Source organism: Paracoccus sp. NFXS7 (assembly GCF_040148865.1).
Lineage (GTDB): Bacteria > Pseudomonadota > Alphaproteobacteria > Rhodobacterales > Rhodobacteraceae > Paracoccus > Paracoccus marcusii.
Window position 1 is genome coordinate 49,758 of record NZ_JAKEKV010000004.1, and the last position, 14,373, is coordinate 64,130.

Genomic DNA, 14,373 nt, shown 5'->3' on the forward strand with positions numbered 1-14,373 from the left:
TGGGCCGGCTCGGGGCGAATATATATGGCAATTTCCGAAAGATCACGTCATTCAGTCACCCGATTGACGGGGGGCCGGATGACACAGGTGCTGACGCGCCATATCGTGCTGATCGGAATGATGGGCGCGGGCAAGACCGCCATCGGGTCGGAACTGGCCCGCAGGCTGCGCGTGCCGTTCACCGATTCCGACGCCGAGATCGAGGCCGCGGCGGCCATGTCCATCAGCGAGATCTTCGCCCGCGACGGCGAGGCGTTCTTTCGCGCGCGCGAGGCGCAGGTGCTGTCGCGCCTGCTGGCGGGGGCACCGGGCGTCGTCTCGACCGGGGGCGGCGCGTGGATGCGCCCCGAGAACCGGCAGATCATCGGGGAACGGGGCCTGTCCGTCTGGCTGAACTGTTCGCCCGAGACGCTGTGGGCGCGCGTGCGCCAGCGCCCGACACGCCCCCTGCTGCAGACCGCCGACCCAAAGGGCACGCTGCTGCGCCTGCTGGCGGAACGCAGCCCCGTCTATGCGCTGGCGGACCTGGAATTCGTGTCCCGCGCCGGCGACACGATCGACGCGACCGCGACCCGCCTGATCGCCGAACTGACCGCCGCCCATCCCACCCTGACCCAGGAGAAGCCATGACCGATCCCGTCACCGTTCCCGTGCCCCTTGGAGCGCGCGCCTATGACGTCCGCATCGGGCAGGCCCTGCTGGGTCGCGCGGGCGCCGAGATCGCACCGCTTCTGTCGCGGCCGCGCGTGGCGATCGTCACCGACGCAACGGTGGCAGGGCTGCATCTGGCACCGCTGCAGGCCGCGCTGCGCGACGCGGGGATCGCCAGCGAGGCGCTGGTCCTGCCGGCCGGGGAGGGGACCAAAAGCTGGCCGCATCTGACGGCCTGCGTCGACTGGCTGCTGGACCAGCAGGTCGAGCGGCGCGACGTCGTCCTGGCGCTTGGCGGCGGGGTGATCGGTGACCTGGTGGGTTTTGCGGCGGCGATCCTGCGGCGCGGGGTGCGGTTCGTGCAGCTGCCCACGACGCTGTTGGCGCAGGTCGACAGCAGCGTGGGCGGCAAGACCGGGATCAACAGCGCGCATGGCAAGAACCTGGTCGGCGCGTTCCACCAGCCCTCGCTGGTCCTGGCCGATATCGACGTGCTGGACACGCTGCGCCCGCGCGATTTCCTGTCGGGCTATGGCGAGGTCGCCAAGTACGGTCTGCTGGGGGATGCGGATTTCTTCGCCTGGCTGGAGGAGAACGGGCCCGACCTGGCGCGGAATGCGGGCCTGCGCCAGCAGGCGGTCGCGCATTCGGTGGCGATGAAGGCTGGCATCGTCACCCGTGACGAGACCGAGCAGGGCGAACGCGCGCTGCTGAACCTGGGCCACACCTTCGGTCATGCGCTGGAGGCGGCGACCGGGTATTCGGACCGGCTGCTGCATGGCGAGGGCGTGGCCATCGGCTGTGCGCTGGCCTTCGATCTGTCGGCGCGGATGGGTTTGTGTTCGCAGGAGGCGCCGAGCCGCGTCCTGGCGCATCTGCGCCAGATGGGCATGCCCGCACGGCTGTCCGAGATCCCCGGCGCCCTGCCGGACGACGGCGGCCTGATCGCGCTGATGGGGCAGGACAAGAAGGTCGTGGACGGCCAGCTGCGTTTCGTGCTGGCCCGCGGGATCGGCGAGGCCTTCGTCAGCGACGCGGTCGAAGGTAACATGCTGGCACGCGTCCTGCACGACGCGCGCTAGGCGTCCGTCCCGGCCCGCAAAGCCGCGACAGCCCCCATCGAGGGGGCCGCCACGGCTGGCTGTCGCCGAAGCCGCCTCAGGCGGCGCGACGGGTGGTCAGCATGTCGTGCACCATCTGATCGGCCACGGCCGAGGGCAGCTGGTCCGTGTCGCGCGCGCGGGTCAGCATCTGATCGACGCGGCCGGCGATGGCGGTCAGGCGATCCAGGCGCCAGGCGTCGGGCTTGCCGTGGATCTCGCTTGCGACGCTGATGATGCCGCCTGCGTTCACGACATAATCGGGCAGATAGGCGATGCCGCGTGCGGCCAGGATGTCCGCCACGCCGTCATCGGCCAGCTGGTTGTTCGCGGCGCCGCAGACCAGCGTCGCGGTCAGGACCGCGGCGGTGTCCCGCGTCAGCACGCCGCCCAGGGCGCAGGGAGCCAGGATGTCCATCTGCTGATCGAAGACCGCGTCGGGCGTACACACGGTCGCGCCAAGGCGTGTCGCGGCGTCGTCCAGCACCGCCTGATGGATGTCGGTCACCATCAGCCGTGCCCCCGCAGCGGCCAGCTTTTCGGCCAGCGACAGGCCGACATGGCCCAGCCCCTGCACCAGCACCCGCCGCCCGGTCAGATCGTCCGTGCCGAACGCATGGCGCGCGCCCACGCGCAGGCAGCGGAACACGCCCTCGGCGGTCCAGGGCGAGGGGTCGCCCGAGGCGCCGGACAGGCCCACGGCAAAGCGCGTCGCCTCGGCCGCATGGGCCATGTCCGCCGGAGAGATGCCGACATCCTCGGCCGTCCAGTAGGTGCCGCCAAGCGCGTCGACGGCCTCGCCGAAGGCGCGCATCATCGCCGGGGTCTTGTCGGTGCGCGCGTCGCCGATGATTACCGCCTTGCCGCCGCCCAGGCCTAGGTCGGCCATCGCGTTCTTGTATGTCATGCCGCGGGCCAGACGCGTCACGTCATGGATCGCGGCATCGTCGTCGGCATAGGCCCACATGCGGCACCCGCCCGCGGCTGGGCCGAGCGTGGTCGAATGCAGGCAGATCAGCGCGCGCAGCCCGGCCTGCGGGTCCTGTGCCAGAACCAGACGTTCGAACCCCTGGGGTGCGGTCAGATCGGTAAGTGTCAGTGCCATCTGCAAGCCTTCCTGTGGCAGGCGCGCGGGCCGTCCCGCGCAGAGATCAGCCCAGAAACCGCCAGCGCGGACGCAATGCAAGCGCAGGATCATTCGCAAAGCCCGGACTGCCCGCCGCGCAACTTGCGGCAAGGGCGGGGTGTGCGCCGGCAAGATCGCGTCGCGCGCCGGCAACGAAAAAGGGCGGCCCAATGGTCGCCCCTTTCCGGTGATTCGCCCTGATCGGATCAGAACGGGATCTCGTCGTCGTAATCGGCGCGTCCGCCGCCTTGGCCGCCGCCGCCGCCGCGCGACGACGATCCGCCGCCCTGGTTATAGTCGTCATAGCCGCCGCTGTCGCGACCACCGCCGCCCATGCCGCCGCCACCCATGCCGCCGCCACCGCCGCTGGCGCCGTCCAGCATGGTCAGCGTGCCGCCGATGCCGCGCAGGACGATCTCGGTCGAATAGCGGTCCTGGCCGGACTGGTCCTGCCACTTGCGGGTTTCCAGCTGGCCCTCGACATAGACCTTGCTGCCCTTCTTCAGATAGCGTTCGACGACGCCCACTAGGCCCTCGTTGAAGATGGCGACGGTGTGCCACTCGGTACGCTCCTTGCGCTCTCCGGTGGTGCGGTCCTTCCAGTTCTCGGAGGTGGCGATGCGCAGGTTCGCGACCTTGCCGCCGTTCTGAAAGTTGCGGATTTCCGGGTCGCGGCCAAGATTGCCGACCAGAATGACCTTGTTGACGCTGCCTGCCATGATCAGGATCCTTGGATTATGTGCCTTTGCGTCGGGTCTAGCCCAGCCCGCCGGGTGAAGCCAAGCAGGAAGTCGCGTAGCGCCAAGGCCCGACTGGCAGCATGACCGATTTCGTGTATAGTCCGGGACAAAAGCGGCGACAGGCCGGTGCGACAAGGACGAGGGCGGAGATCATGCGGCTAGGCCATACCCTGAAGGCAACCTTCTGTGCAGCGGTGATCGGAAGCCTGGCACTGCCTGCCGACGCGCAGGGCCTGCGCCTGTCGGGCGCCTCCTCCAAGTCGCGCGCCGAACAGTTCGCGCGCCAGACCCGGCTGATGGATTCGCGCCTGTCGACCCAGTACCAGTCGTCTGCCCGGCTGCAGCCGAATGCGGGCCGCCAGGAGGTGCTGCTGGAAACGGCGCCGAACATTCCCCGCTATACGGGCCGGCGCAGCGAATACCTGCCCCATGCGCGTCAGGCGGCGCAGCGTCACGGCATTCCCGAGGACCTGTTCCTGCGGCTGGTCCAGCAGGAGTCGGGCTGGAACCCGAACGCGCGCAGCCACAAGGGCGCGATGGGACTTGCGCAGCTGATGCCGGGAACGGCCGCCAAGCTGGGCGTGAACCCCAACGATCCGGTACAGAACCTGAACGGCGGGGCGCGCTATCTGCGGATGATGTACAACCAGTTCGGCAACTGGACGCTGGCGCTGGCCGCCTATAACGCGGGGCCCGGCGCGGTGCAGAAGCACGGCGGCATCCCGCCCTATCGCGAGACGCGGAACTATGTCCGCATCATCGCGGGCGGCTGATCCTCAGCCGCTGAGGCCGGTCCGCTTCAGCAGGCCCTTGCGCTTGGCCTCGTAGTAGTAGCCGCGCGAATACCACATGACGGCACGGTCGGGGTCGCCCTCGGCCACCATCCAGGCGCCGCGCAGGTACTTCACGCCATAGCGCAGGTTCGTGTCGGCATCCAGCAGACCACGATCCGGCCCGCGATAGCCCATCGTGCGCGCCGTCTGCGGCGCAATCTGCATCAGCCCGTGATACGGGCCGTTCCGCATGTCGGGACGGTGGCTGGATTCGCGCAGGATCACCCGTTGGACCAGCGAACTGGGCACGTCGTAATGGCGTGCCCAGAAGTTGATGCGCTGGCGCAGATAGGGCGTCTCGTTCGGGTAGAGGCCCGAACCGCCGATCCGCCCGTTGCTGCCCGACCGGACCCCGCCACCGCCGCATGCGGCCAGCGCCAGGATCGAGATCAGCAGCCCGCGCCGACCCAGATGGGCCGCAGGCCGCGGGGGCAGGGCCCCCGCCACCATACGCGCGTCAGGCATGAATGGCGCCGCCGCCGCAGGCCAGCGCCGCCTCGCGCACGGCTTCCGACACGGTCGGATGCGCGTGGCAGGTCAGGGCCAGATCCTCGGCCGAGGCGCCGAATTCCATCGCCACGCAGACCTCGTGGATCAGGTCGCCCGCCGATGGGCCGATGATGTGGCAGCCCAGGATGCGGTCGGTCTCGGCGTCGGCGATCAGCTTGACGAAGCCATCGCCCAGGAACTGCGCCTTGGCGCGGGCATTGCCCATGAAGGGGAACTTGCCGATCTTGACCTTGCGCCCGCCTTCCTTGGCCTGCTCCTCGGTCAGGCCGACATTGGCGACCTCGGGGGTGGTGTAGATCACGCTGGGGATGACGCCATAGTTCACATGGCCATGCTTGCCCGCGATGACCTCGGCCACCGCCATGCCCTCGTCCTCGGCCTTGTGGGCCAGCATCGGGCCGGGCACCGCGTCGCCGATGGCATAGACGCCCTTGATGCTGGTCGCCCAGTGGTCGTCGACCTTGACGAAGCCGCGATCGGTCATGGTCACGCCAAGCGCGTCGAGGCCCAGGCCCTCCACATGCGGACGGCGGCCCGTGGCGACCAGGACCACGTCGGCGGTCAGGTTATGGGTGCTGTCATCCTTTTTCAGCGCATAGGTAACGGTGGCCTGGCCGTCCTTGGCCTCGGCCGACTGCACGGCGGCGCCCATGACGAAGGACAGGCCCTGCTTTGACAGCATCTTCTGGAACTGCTTCTGCACCTCGCCGTCCATGCCGGGGGTGATGACGTCCAGGTATTCGACCACCGTCACCTTGGCGCCGAGGCGGGCATAGACCGAACCCAATTCCAGACCGATGACGCCTGCGCCAATCACGACCATGGATTTCGGGATCTTGGGCAGGGCCAGCGCGCCGGTGGAATCGACGATCACGCCCGCGTCGTTGTCGACCGTCACGCCCTTCAGCGCGGCGGGGGACGATCCGGTGGCGATGACGATGTTCTTCGTCTCGTGGACGGTGTCGCCGACCTTGACCTTTCCGGCTTCGGGGATCGAGGCCCAGCCCTTGATCCAGTCGATCTTGTTCTTCTTGAACAGGAATTCGATGCCCTTGGTGTTCCCCTGGACCGTGTCGGCCTTGTAGGACTGCATCTTGGTCCAGTCGACGTCGACATGGGCGTTCATCAGGCCCATCTTCTCGAAGTTCTCATGCGCCTCGTGCAGCATGTGGCTGGCATGCAGCAGGGCCTTGGAGGGGATGCAGCCGACGTTCAGGCAGGTTCCGCCAAGAGCCTCGCGGCCCTCGACCACGCCGACCTTCAGGCCCAGCTGCGCCGCGCGGATGGCGCAGACATAGCCGCCGGGGCCGGCGCCGATCACGATGAGATCATACATGGCAGTTCCTTTTATCAGACCGCGGCCGGGGGCTTCGCGCACCCGGGCCCCGCGGGGTATTTTCACAAAGAAGAAATCAGGGCAAAGAGGATCATCAGCACCGTCGCCGCAAAGCCGACAACCCAGATGATCGAGCGGCCCGGCACCCAGCCCCGCACATAGGCGGGGATATAGAGGATGCGCGCGGCCACATAGGTCCAGGCGCAGATCGCGGTCAGCGTGCCGGATGCGTCTCCAAGCGTGACCACGACCACCGCCAGGGTGAACATGATCAGGCCTTCGAAATGGTTGTTGAAGGCTCGCTGCAGGCGGCCGGCCGTCCCGGTCAGCTCGACCTTGCCGCCGTCGCGCGGGCTCATGGCAGCACGGCGGCCGACCTGGCGCTGCGCCATCACGGAATAGGTCGCGAACTGCGCGGTCTGGATCAGGCCGGCGACGGCTAGGGCGGCGACCTCGGGGGGCATCAGACGGTTTCCACGAAATGTGCGTCGGTGGCGGTGACGCCGGCCTGGGTCGCGAAGACCGCCGCCGCGCCGTCCAAGTAATCGCGGGCGGCCTTTGGGTTTCCGACCTGGAACAGCGCCCAGGAATGACCGTCATCCTCGCGCCACAGTTGCAGCAGCGTCAGGCCGTTGCGGCCCCGATCCTCGGCATCGGCGTCGAAGGCCGTGCGGAACGTGGCAGGGTCGGCATGGGTGTAGCGGACGATCAGTTGCATGGGTCAGGCTCCGGTTCGTGACGGCCCAGCTTTGGTCCTGCGCCGGCGGCAGCGCAAGCCCGTGGTACGAGAGGGGCCCCGAAGGGCCCCCGGCGGGATCAGAGATCCATCAGCAGGCGGCGCGGATCCTCCAGCGCTTCCTTGACGCGGACCAGGAAGGTCACGGCGCCCTTGCCGTCGACGATCCGGTGGTCATAGGACAGTGCCAGGTACATCATCGGGCGGATGACGATCTGACCGCCGACGACCACGGGACGCTCCTGGATCTTGTGCATGCCCAGGATGCCCGACTGCGGGGGGTTCAGGATCGGCGACGACATCAGCGAGCCGTAGACGCCGCCGTTCGAGATGGTGAAGGTGCCGCCCTGCATCTCGGCCATGGACAGCTTGCCGTCGCGGCCCTTCAGGCCCAGCTCGCCGATCTCCTTCTCGATCGCGGCAAAGCCCTTCTGGTCGGCGTCGCGTACGACCGGCACGACCAGACCCGACGGTGTGCCCACCGCGACGCCCATGTTGACGTAGTTCTTGTAGACCACGTCGGTGCCGTCGATCTCGGCATTGACCTCGGGGACTTCCTTCAGCGCGTGGCAGCAGGCCTTCACGAAGAAGGACATGAAGCCCAGCTTGACCTTGTGCTTCTTCTCGAAGGCGTCCTTGTACTCGTTGCGCAGGCCCATGATCGCGGACATGTCGACCTCGTTGTAGGTCGTCAGCATCGCGGCGGTGTTCTGCGCGTCCTTCAGGCGGCGGGCGATGGTCTGGCGCAGGCGGGTCATCTTGACCCGCTCCTCACGCGCGGCATCCTCGGCCGGGCGGGGGGCGGCGGGGGCCTTCGCGGCGGGCGCGGGGGCTGCCTTGGCTTTGGCCACGTCCTCCTTCATCACGCGGCCGTCGCGGCCCGAACCCTGGACCTGGTCGCGGGTGACGCCCTTTTCGGCCATGGCCTTCTTGGCCGAGGGTGCATCCTCGACGTCGCGCGGCTTGGTCTCCTCGGGACCGGCATTCGGCAGGACGGTCTCCTGCGCATCCGACGCCTTGGGCGCGGCGGTGCCGGCGGCACCCTCGGTGATGATCGCCAGGCGCGCCTTGGCGTCGACGGTCGCGCCTTCCTCGGCCAGGATCTCGGCTAGGACGCCCGCGGCGGGGGCCGGGACCTCGACCGAGACCTTGTCGGTTTCCAGCTCGCACAGCATCTCGTCGGCCTCGACGCGGTCGCCCGGCTTCTTGAACCAGGTGGCGACGGTCGCCTCGGTCACGCTTTCGCCCAGGGACGGGACCATCACGTCCACGGAATTGCCGCTCATTGTCTTCTGTTCCTCGGTCTTTTCGGCCGGTGCTTCGGCCTTGGCAGGTTTCGGGGCGGGGGCGGCGGCTTCGCCACCCTCGCTGATCTGGGCCAGCAGCGCGTCGGGCCCGACCGTCTCGCCCTCGGCGGCGACGATCTCGGCCAGGGTGCCGGCGGCGGGGCTGGGCACCTCGACGGTGACCTTGTCGGTCTCCAGCTCGCACAGCATCTCGTCAACCTCGACGCGGTCTCCGGGCTTCTTGAACCAGGTGGCGATGGTGGCCTCGGTGACGGATTCGCCCAAGGCGGGCACGCGGACTTCGGTGGTCATCGGATCATCCTTCAAGGTTCAGGGCGTTGGCGACCAGCGCCTCTTGTTCGGCCTTGTGGCGCGATGCCAGGCCCGTGGCGACCGAGGCCGCGGCGTTCCGGCCCGCATAGCGCGCGCGGGTGTGCTTGGCGCCAAGCCGCTCCAGCACCCATTCCAGATAGGGCTCGACAAAGCTCCAGCCGCCCTGGTTCTTGGGCTCTTCCTGGCACCAGACGACCTCGGCCTGCTTGAAGCGACCCAGTTCCTTAACCATCGACTGTGCCGGGAACGGATAGAACTGTTCCAGACGCAGCAGATAGGTGTCGGTGATCCCGGCCTCGTCGCGGGCCTTCAGCAGGTCGTAGTAGACCTTGCCCGAACACACCACGACGCGCTTGATCTGGTCGTCGGCCACCAGCTTGGTGTCCGAACGGCCGCGCTGCGCGTCGTCCCACAGCACGCGGTGGAAGGTCGAACCCGACTGGAACTCCTCGGCGCGGCTGATGGCCAGCGGGTGGCGCAGCAGCGATTTCGGCGTCATCAGCACCAGCGGCTTGCGGAAGCCGCGGTGGATCTGCCGGCGCAGGATGTGGAAGTAGTTCGCGGGCGTGGTGCAGTTCGCGACGATCCAGTTGTCCTCGGCGCATTGCTGCAGGAACCGCTCCAGACGGGCCGAGCTGTGCTCGGGGCCCTGGCCCTCGAAGCCGTGCGGCAGCAGCATCACCAGGCCGGACATGCGCAGCCATTTCTTCTCGCCCGAGGAGATGAACTGGTCGAACATGATCTGCGCACCGTTGGCAAAATCGCCGAACTGCGCCTCCCACAGGGTCAGCGTGTTGGGCTCGGCCAGCGAATAGCCGTATTCGAAACCCAGCACCGCGTATTCCGACAGCATGCTGTCGATGACCTCATAGCGGGCCTGACCCTCGGCGATGTTGTTCAGCGGATAGTAACGGTCCTCGGACTTCTGGTCGATGAAGGCCGAATGCCGCTGGCTGAACGTGCCGCGGGTGCTGTCCTGACCGGACAGGCGCACGCCATGCCCCTCGGTCACCAACGAACCGAAGGCCAGCGCTTCGGCCGTGGCCCAGTCAAAGCCTTCGCCCGTCTCGAACATCTGCTTCTTGGCTTCCAGCAGGCGGCCCACGGTCTTGTGCAGGGTCAGCCCATCCGGCGCGTTGGTCAGCGCACGGCCGACCTGGGTCATCACCTCGGGGGTGATGCCGGTCTCGCCGGCGATATAGTCCGTGCCCTCGCGGTTCAGGCCCGACCACTTGCCGTCCAGCCAGTCGGCCTTGTTCGGCTTGTAGTTCTTGCCGATCTCGAACTCTTCGTTCAGGTGCGCCTGGAAGGCGGCCTTCATGTCCTCGATCTCGCCCTCGGGGATCAGCCCGTCGGCGACCAGGCGTTCGGTGTACAGCTGCAGCGTGGTCTTCTGCGCCTTGATCTTGGTGTACATCGCCGGGTTCGTGAACATCGGCTCGTCGCCTTCGTTGTGACCGAAGCGGCGATAGCAGATGATGTCCAGAACCACGTCCTTGCGGAACTTCTGGCGGAACTCGATGGCCACGCGGGCGGCATGGACCACGGCCTCGGGGTCGTCGCCATTCACGTGGAAGATGGGCGCCTCGACCATCAGCGCGATGTCGGTCGGATAGGGCGAGGTGCGGCTGAACGCCGGCGCGGTGGTAAAGCCGATCTGGTTGTTCACCACGATGTGGATGCAGCCGCCCGTGCGGTGACCGCGGATGCCCGACAGCTGCAGGCATTCGGCCACGACGCCCTGGCCCGCAAAGGCCGCGTCGCCGTGCAGCAGGATCGGCAGGACCGAGCTGCGGTCCGTCAGGTCGCCCAGCTGGTCGCCCTTGGCGCGCGCCTTGCCCAGCACGACCGGGTTCACGGCCTCCAGGTGGCTGGGGTTGGCGGTCAGCGACAGGTGGACATTGTTGCCGTCGAATTCACGGTCGGCGCTGGCGCCCAGGTGGTATTTCACGTCGCCCGAACCGTCCACGTCCTCGGGCTTGAAGCTGCCGCCCTGGAACTCGTGGAAGATCGCGCGATAGGGTTTCGACAGCACGTTGGCCAGGACCGACAGGCGGCCGCGGTGCGGCATGCCGAACACGATCTCCTTCACGCCAAGCGCGCCGCCGCGCTTGATGATCTGCTCCATCGCGGGGATCAGCGCCTCGCCGCCGTCCAGGCCGAAGCGCTTGGTGCCCATGTACTTGACGTGCAGGAACTTCTCAAAGCCCTCGGCTTCGACCAGCTTGTTCAGGATGGCGCGACGGCCTTCGCGGGTGAAGGCGATCTCCTTGCCGTAACCCTCGATCCGCTCCTTCAGCCAGGCGGCTTCCTCGGGGTTCGAGATGTGCATGTACTGCAGCGCGAACGTGCCGCAATAGGTACGGGTCATCAGGTCGGTGATCTGGCGGATCGACGCGATCTCCAGGCCCAGGACGTTGTCGATGAAGATCGGACGGTCCATGTCGCCGGGACCGAAGCCGTAGGTCGAGGGCTTCAGCTCGCCATGATCGGGCACTTCGCGCAGGCCCAGGGGGTCCAGCTGCGCGTGCAGGTGTCCGCGGATGCGGAAGGCGCGGATCAACATCAGCGCGCGGATGCTGTCCAGCACGGCCTGACGCATCTGGTCGGTCGACAGCTTCAGGCCCTTTTCCTCGGCCTTGGCGGCGATCTTCTTGATCGCGGCGTCGGCGTCGCCCCTGGACGCGGAGGGCCATTCGCCGGTCAGGGCGCTGGTGGTGTCATCCTGGGGGACCGGCGGCCAGTCGGCGCGCTTCCAGCTTGCACCCTCGGATTCGCGGACGGCCACGTCCTGATCGTCGCCAAGCGAGCGGAAGAAGCTGTCCCAGGCTTCGTCCACCGCGCCTGCGTCCTTGGCCCACTGGCCGTACAACTGTTCCACATAGGCCGCGTTATGGCCCTGCAGGAACGAGGAATCGTGGAAATCGGTGTTCTTTGGCTGGTCGGTCATGGCTGGTCCCCGTTCAGGGCAAATATGGGTTGGATCAGGCGCAGTAGATGTCGAAGATGCGGGCGCCGGGATCGGCGGTCGGGTCAAGCCGGGGCTGCTGCTGGATCCGCAGCGGGGCCCGACGTTCAAGGCCGCACAGCGCGACGGCGGTGCGGCTTTCGGCATTCGGCGGGGCATAGGCGGGGCGATAGATCACCCGCCACCCGAAATCCCGACGAGAGACGGTGCGCACCGATTCCGGCGGCAGGCCGCTGGCCTGGTGCAGGTTGGTGCGCGCCGGGATGCCGCCGGGCAGGATGTCGTTGGTCATCCTGTCCCCGCAGCCCGCAAGGCCCAGCAGCGCCACAAGCGACAGCCACCGGCCCGCGCGGGGTGCGGATGCTGTCATGTCGCGTTGGCCTGCCTGCTGGTCCACGGTCTTTCCCTTTGCGTCAATCCGCCCCCCAACAGGTGGGTACCGGGGGGCGGACTGTCAAATCATCAACCCTTGATCGCCTTCAGCACGGCCTCGCCCAAGCCCGCGGGGCTGTCGGCGACGATGATGCCGGCCTTCTTCATGGCCTCGATCTTGGATTCCGCGTCGCCCTTGCCGCCCGACACGATCGCGCCGGCATGGCCCATGCGACGGCCCGGAGGCGCGGTGCGGCCCGCGATGAAGCCCGCGGTGGGCTTCCACTTGCCCTTGCGCTTCTGCTCGGCCAGGAACTCGGCGGCCTCTTCCTCGGCCGATCCGCCGATCTCGCCGATCATGATGATCGACTCGGTCTCGGGATCGTCCAGGAACATCTGCAGCACGTCGATATGCTCCATGCCCTTGATCGGGTCGCCGCCGATGCCGACCGCCGAGGACTGGCCCAGGCCCACGTCCGAGGTCTGCTTGACCGCCTCATAGGTCAGCGTACCCGAACGCGACACGACGCCCACCGACCCGCGGCGGAAGATGCTGCCCGGCATGATGCCGATCTTGCATTCGTCGGGGGTCATGATGCCGGGGCAGTTCGGCCCGATCAGGCGCGACTGCGACCCGGCCAGCGCGCGCTTGACGCGCATCATGTCCAGCACCGGGATGCCTTCGGTGATGCAGACGATCAGCGGGATCTGCGCGTCGATGGCTTCCAGGATCGAATCCGCCGCGAACGGGGGCGGGACATAAATCACGGACGCATTGGCACCGGTCTTGGCCACGGCCTCGTGGACCGAGTTGAAGACGGGCATGCCCAGGTGATCCGTGCCGCCCTTGCCCGGCGTCACGCCACCGACCATCTGCGTGCCATAGGCGATCGCCTGTTCGGTGTGGAAGGTGCCCTGGGATCCGGTGATCCCCTGGCAGATGACTTTGGTATTCTTGTCGACGAGAACGGCCATCATGGCCTCCTTGCGTAAGCGGCGCCAGACGCACCGCGATGTTCCAGAGGAGGACGCGCGTGACCCGCGCGCCCGGATGGATCAGCCCTTGACCGCTTTCACGATCTTCTCGGCGCCGTCCTTGAGGTCGTCGGCGGCGATCACGTTCAGGCCGCTGTTGGCAATGATCTCCTTGCCCAGCTCTACGTTCGTGCCTTCCAGGCGGACGACCAGCGGGACCTGCAGACCGACTTCCTTCACGGCGGCGATGATGCCCTCCGCGATGATGTCGCAGCGCATGATGCCGCCGAAGATGTTGACCAGGATGCCTTTGACGTTCGGGTCGCTGGTGATGATCTTGAACGCCTCGGTGACCTTCTCGGTCGTGGCGCCGCCGCCGACGTCCAGGAAGTTGGCGGGCTCGGCGCCGAACAGCTTGATGATGTCCATCGTGGCCATCGCCAGGCCTGCGCCGTTCACCATGCAGCCGATCTCGCCGTCCAGCGCGATGTAGTTCAGGTCGAACTTGGAGGCGGCCAGCTCCTTGCTGTCCTCCTCGGTCTCGTCGCGCAGCGCCATGATGTCGGGCTGGCGATAGAGCGCGTTGTTGTCAAAGCCCATCTTGGCGTCCAGGCACTTGATCTGGCCTTCGGGCGTGACGATCAGCGGGTTGATCTCCAGCATCTCCATGTCCTTCTCGATGAACATGCGATACAGGTTCTTGACCAGGGCCACGCACTGCTTGACCTGCTGGCCTTCCAGACCCAGGGCAAAGGCCACGCGGCGGCCGTGGAAATCCGACAGGCCCGACGCCGGATCGACGCTGAAGCTGACGATCTTCTCGGGGGTGTGCTCGGCCACTTCCTCGATGTCCATGCCGCCCTCGGTCGAGGCGACGAAGCTGACGCGCGAGGTCTGGCGGTCCACCAGCAGCGCCAGGTACAGCTCGCGCGCGATGTCGCTGCCGTCCTCGATATAGATGCGGTTGACCTGCTTGCCGGCCGGTCCGGTCTGGTGCGTGACCAGGGTGCGGCCCAGCATCTGGCGGGTCAGCTCCTCGGCTTCCTCGACCGACTTGGCCAGGCGGACGCCGCCCTTCTCACCGGCCGCAGCCTCGGTGAAATGGCCCTTGCCACGGCCACCGGCGTGGATCTGCGCCTTGACGACCCACAGCGGACCGTCCATCTCGCTGGCGCAGGTCTTGGCCTCGTCGGCCTTCATCACGATGCGGCCTTCGCTGACGGGCGCGCCGTATTGACGCAGCAGCGCCTTGGCCTGGTATTCGTGGATGTTCATCTCGACCCCCTCATTCGGTTCGACAGATTTGGGGCCTTGTGCCACGCATGAAGGGCACACAGAAACGAATTCCCCGTAAATTGCCGAAAACCGGCGGGAAGCCGCCGAATGTGATCACAGCCAGATTTGCCG

14 protein-coding genes are annotated in these 14,373 nt (G+C 67.3%); 3 read left to right on the forward strand and 11 right to left on the reverse strand.

Annotated features, from left to right (window positions below):
* Positions 1-24: 24 nt before the first annotated feature.
* Positions 25-630, forward strand: a complete 606-nt coding sequence (locus LZ686_RS08695; protein ID WP_349547530.1) for a shikimate kinase — start codon at positions 25-27, stop codon at positions 628-630.
* Positions 627-1,733 (forward strand): 3-dehydroquinate synthase, encoded by a 1,107-nt coding sequence (gene aroB / locus LZ686_RS08700; protein WP_349547531.1) that lies wholly within the window; start codon positions 627-629, stop codon positions 1,731-1,733. The genes LZ686_RS08695 and aroB overlap by 4 nt, the downstream gene beginning before the upstream one ends.
* A gap of 76 nt (positions 1,734-1,809) precedes the next feature.
* On the opposite strand, the gene LZ686_RS08705 is transcribed toward aroB, so the two are convergent.
* Together LZ686_RS08705 and ssb are read right to left on the reverse strand one after the other, a co-directional pair.
* Positions 1,810-2,856, reverse strand: coding sequence for a Glu/Leu/Phe/Val family dehydrogenase (locus tag LZ686_RS08705; RefSeq protein ID WP_349547532.1), 1,047 nt, complete (start codon positions 2,854-2,856; stop codon positions 1,810-1,812).
* Between the two features lie 227 nt (positions 2,857-3,083).
* Complete coding sequence (gene ssb, locus LZ686_RS08710; RefSeq protein WP_349547533.1) at positions 3,084-3,596, reverse strand: single-stranded DNA-binding protein; 513 nt, start codon at positions 3,594-3,596, stop codon at positions 3,084-3,086.
* A 173-nt stretch (positions 3,597-3,769) separates the two neighbouring features.
* On the opposite strand from ssb, the gene LZ686_RS08715 reads away from it, so the two are divergent.
* Positions 3,770-4,390 (forward strand): lytic transglycosylase domain-containing protein, encoded by a 621-nt coding sequence (locus LZ686_RS08715; protein WP_045999444.1) that lies wholly within the window; start codon positions 3,770-3,772, stop codon positions 4,388-4,390.
* A gap of 3 nt (positions 4,391-4,393) precedes the next feature.
* Here LZ686_RS08715 and LZ686_RS08720 read toward each other — a convergent pair whose 3' ends face one another.
* The 9 genes from LZ686_RS08720 to sucC form a co-directional block, all read right to left on the reverse strand.
* Positions 4,394-4,915 (reverse strand): lytic transglycosylase domain-containing protein, encoded by a 522-nt coding sequence (locus LZ686_RS08720; RefSeq protein WP_232303257.1) that lies wholly within the window; start codon positions 4,913-4,915, stop codon positions 4,394-4,396.
* Positions 4,908-6,296 (reverse strand): dihydrolipoyl dehydrogenase, encoded by a 1,389-nt coding sequence (gene lpdA, locus LZ686_RS08725; protein ID WP_349547534.1) that lies wholly within the window; start codon positions 6,294-6,296, stop codon positions 4,908-4,910. Before lpdA ends, LZ686_RS08720 begins: the two co-directional genes overlap by 8 nt.
* 62 nt (positions 6,297-6,358) lie before the next feature.
* Positions 6,359-6,760 carry an MAPEG family protein gene (locus LZ686_RS08730; RefSeq protein ID WP_252930711.1) on the reverse strand — a complete coding sequence of 134 codons (402 nt, stop codon included), beginning with the start codon at positions 6,758-6,760 and terminating at the stop codon, positions 6,359-6,361.
* Positions 6,760-7,014 (reverse strand): hypothetical protein, encoded by a 255-nt coding sequence (locus LZ686_RS08735; protein WP_173403896.1) that lies wholly within the window; start codon positions 7,012-7,014, stop codon positions 6,760-6,762. Before LZ686_RS08735 ends, LZ686_RS08730 begins: the two co-directional genes overlap by 1 nt.
* 98 nt (positions 7,015-7,112) lie before the next feature.
* Complete coding sequence (gene odhB, locus LZ686_RS08740; RefSeq protein WP_252930709.1) at positions 7,113-8,630, reverse strand: 2-oxoglutarate dehydrogenase complex dihydrolipoyllysine-residue succinyltransferase; 1,518 nt, start codon at positions 8,628-8,630, stop codon at positions 7,113-7,115.
* Positions 8,631-8,634: 4 nt separating this feature from the next.
* Positions 8,635-11,601, reverse strand: coding sequence for a 2-oxoglutarate dehydrogenase E1 component (locus LZ686_RS08745; RefSeq protein ID WP_349547535.1), 2,967 nt, complete (start codon positions 11,599-11,601; stop codon positions 8,635-8,637).
* Positions 11,602-11,635: 34 nt separating this feature from the next.
* Positions 11,636-12,016 carry a hypothetical protein gene (locus LZ686_RS08750; RefSeq protein ID WP_349547536.1) on the reverse strand — a complete coding sequence of 127 codons (381 nt, stop codon included), beginning with the start codon at positions 12,014-12,016 and terminating at the stop codon, positions 11,636-11,638.
* Between the two features lie 65 nt (positions 12,017-12,081).
* Complete coding sequence (sucD, locus tag LZ686_RS08755; protein WP_045999684.1) at positions 12,082-12,966, reverse strand: succinate--CoA ligase subunit alpha; 885 nt, start codon at positions 12,964-12,966, stop codon at positions 12,082-12,084.
* 81 nt (positions 12,967-13,047) lie between these two features.
* The gene (gene sucC / locus LZ686_RS08760) at positions 13,048-14,241 is read right to left on the reverse strand and encodes an ADP-forming succinate--CoA ligase subunit beta (RefSeq protein WP_127898268.1); all 1,194 of its coding nucleotides are present in this window, start codon (positions 14,239-14,241) and stop codon (positions 13,048-13,050) included.
* Positions 14,242-14,373: the final 132 nt, after the last annotated feature.

What these genes read in the sequence shown, in the direction of transcription:
- LZ686_RS08695 (WP_349547530.1), top strand. Translation starts at nt 25, where the DNA reads ATGGCAATTTCCGAAAGATCACGTCATTCAGTCACCCGATTGACGGGG.
- aroB (WP_349547531.1), top strand. Translation starts at nt 627, where the DNA reads ATGACCGATCCCGTCACCGTTCCCGTGCCCCTTGGAGCGCGCGCCTAT.
- LZ686_RS08705 (WP_349547532.1), bottom strand. Translation starts at nt 2,856, where the DNA reads ATGGCACTGACACTTACCGATCTGACCGCACCCCAGGGGTTCGAACGT.
- ssb (WP_349547533.1), bottom strand. Translation starts at nt 3,596, where the DNA reads ATGGCAGGCAGCGTCAACAAGGTCATTCTGGTCGGCAATCTTGGCCGC.
- LZ686_RS08715 (WP_045999444.1), top strand. Translation starts at nt 3,770, where the DNA reads ATGCGGCTAGGCCATACCCTGAAGGCAACCTTCTGTGCAGCGGTGATC.
- LZ686_RS08720 (WP_232303257.1), bottom strand. Translation starts at nt 4,915, where the DNA reads ATGCCTGACGCGCGTATGGTGGCGGGGGCCCTGCCCCCGCGGCCTGCG.
- lpdA (WP_349547534.1), bottom strand. Translation starts at nt 6,296, where the DNA reads ATGTATGATCTCATCGTGATCGGCGCCGGCCCCGGCGGCTATGTCTGC.
- LZ686_RS08730 (WP_252930711.1), bottom strand. Translation starts at nt 6,760, where the DNA reads ATGCCCCCCGAGGTCGCCGCCCTAGCCGTCGCCGGCCTGATCCAGACC.
- LZ686_RS08735 (WP_173403896.1), bottom strand. Translation starts at nt 7,014, where the DNA reads ATGCAACTGATCGTCCGCTACACCCATGCCGACCCTGCCACGTTCCGC.
- odhB (WP_252930709.1), bottom strand. Translation starts at nt 8,630, where the DNA reads ATGACCACCGAAGTCCGCGTGCCCGCCTTGGGCGAATCCGTCACCGAG.
- LZ686_RS08745 (WP_349547535.1), bottom strand. Translation starts at nt 11,601, where the DNA reads ATGACCGACCAGCCAAAGAACACCGATTTCCACGATTCCTCGTTCCTG.
- sucD (WP_045999684.1), bottom strand. Translation starts at nt 12,966, where the DNA reads ATGGCCGTTCTCGTCGACAAGAATACCAAAGTCATCTGCCAGGGGATC.
- sucC (WP_127898268.1), bottom strand. Translation starts at nt 14,241, where the DNA reads ATGAACATCCACGAATACCAGGCCAAGGCGCTGCTGCGTCAATACGGC.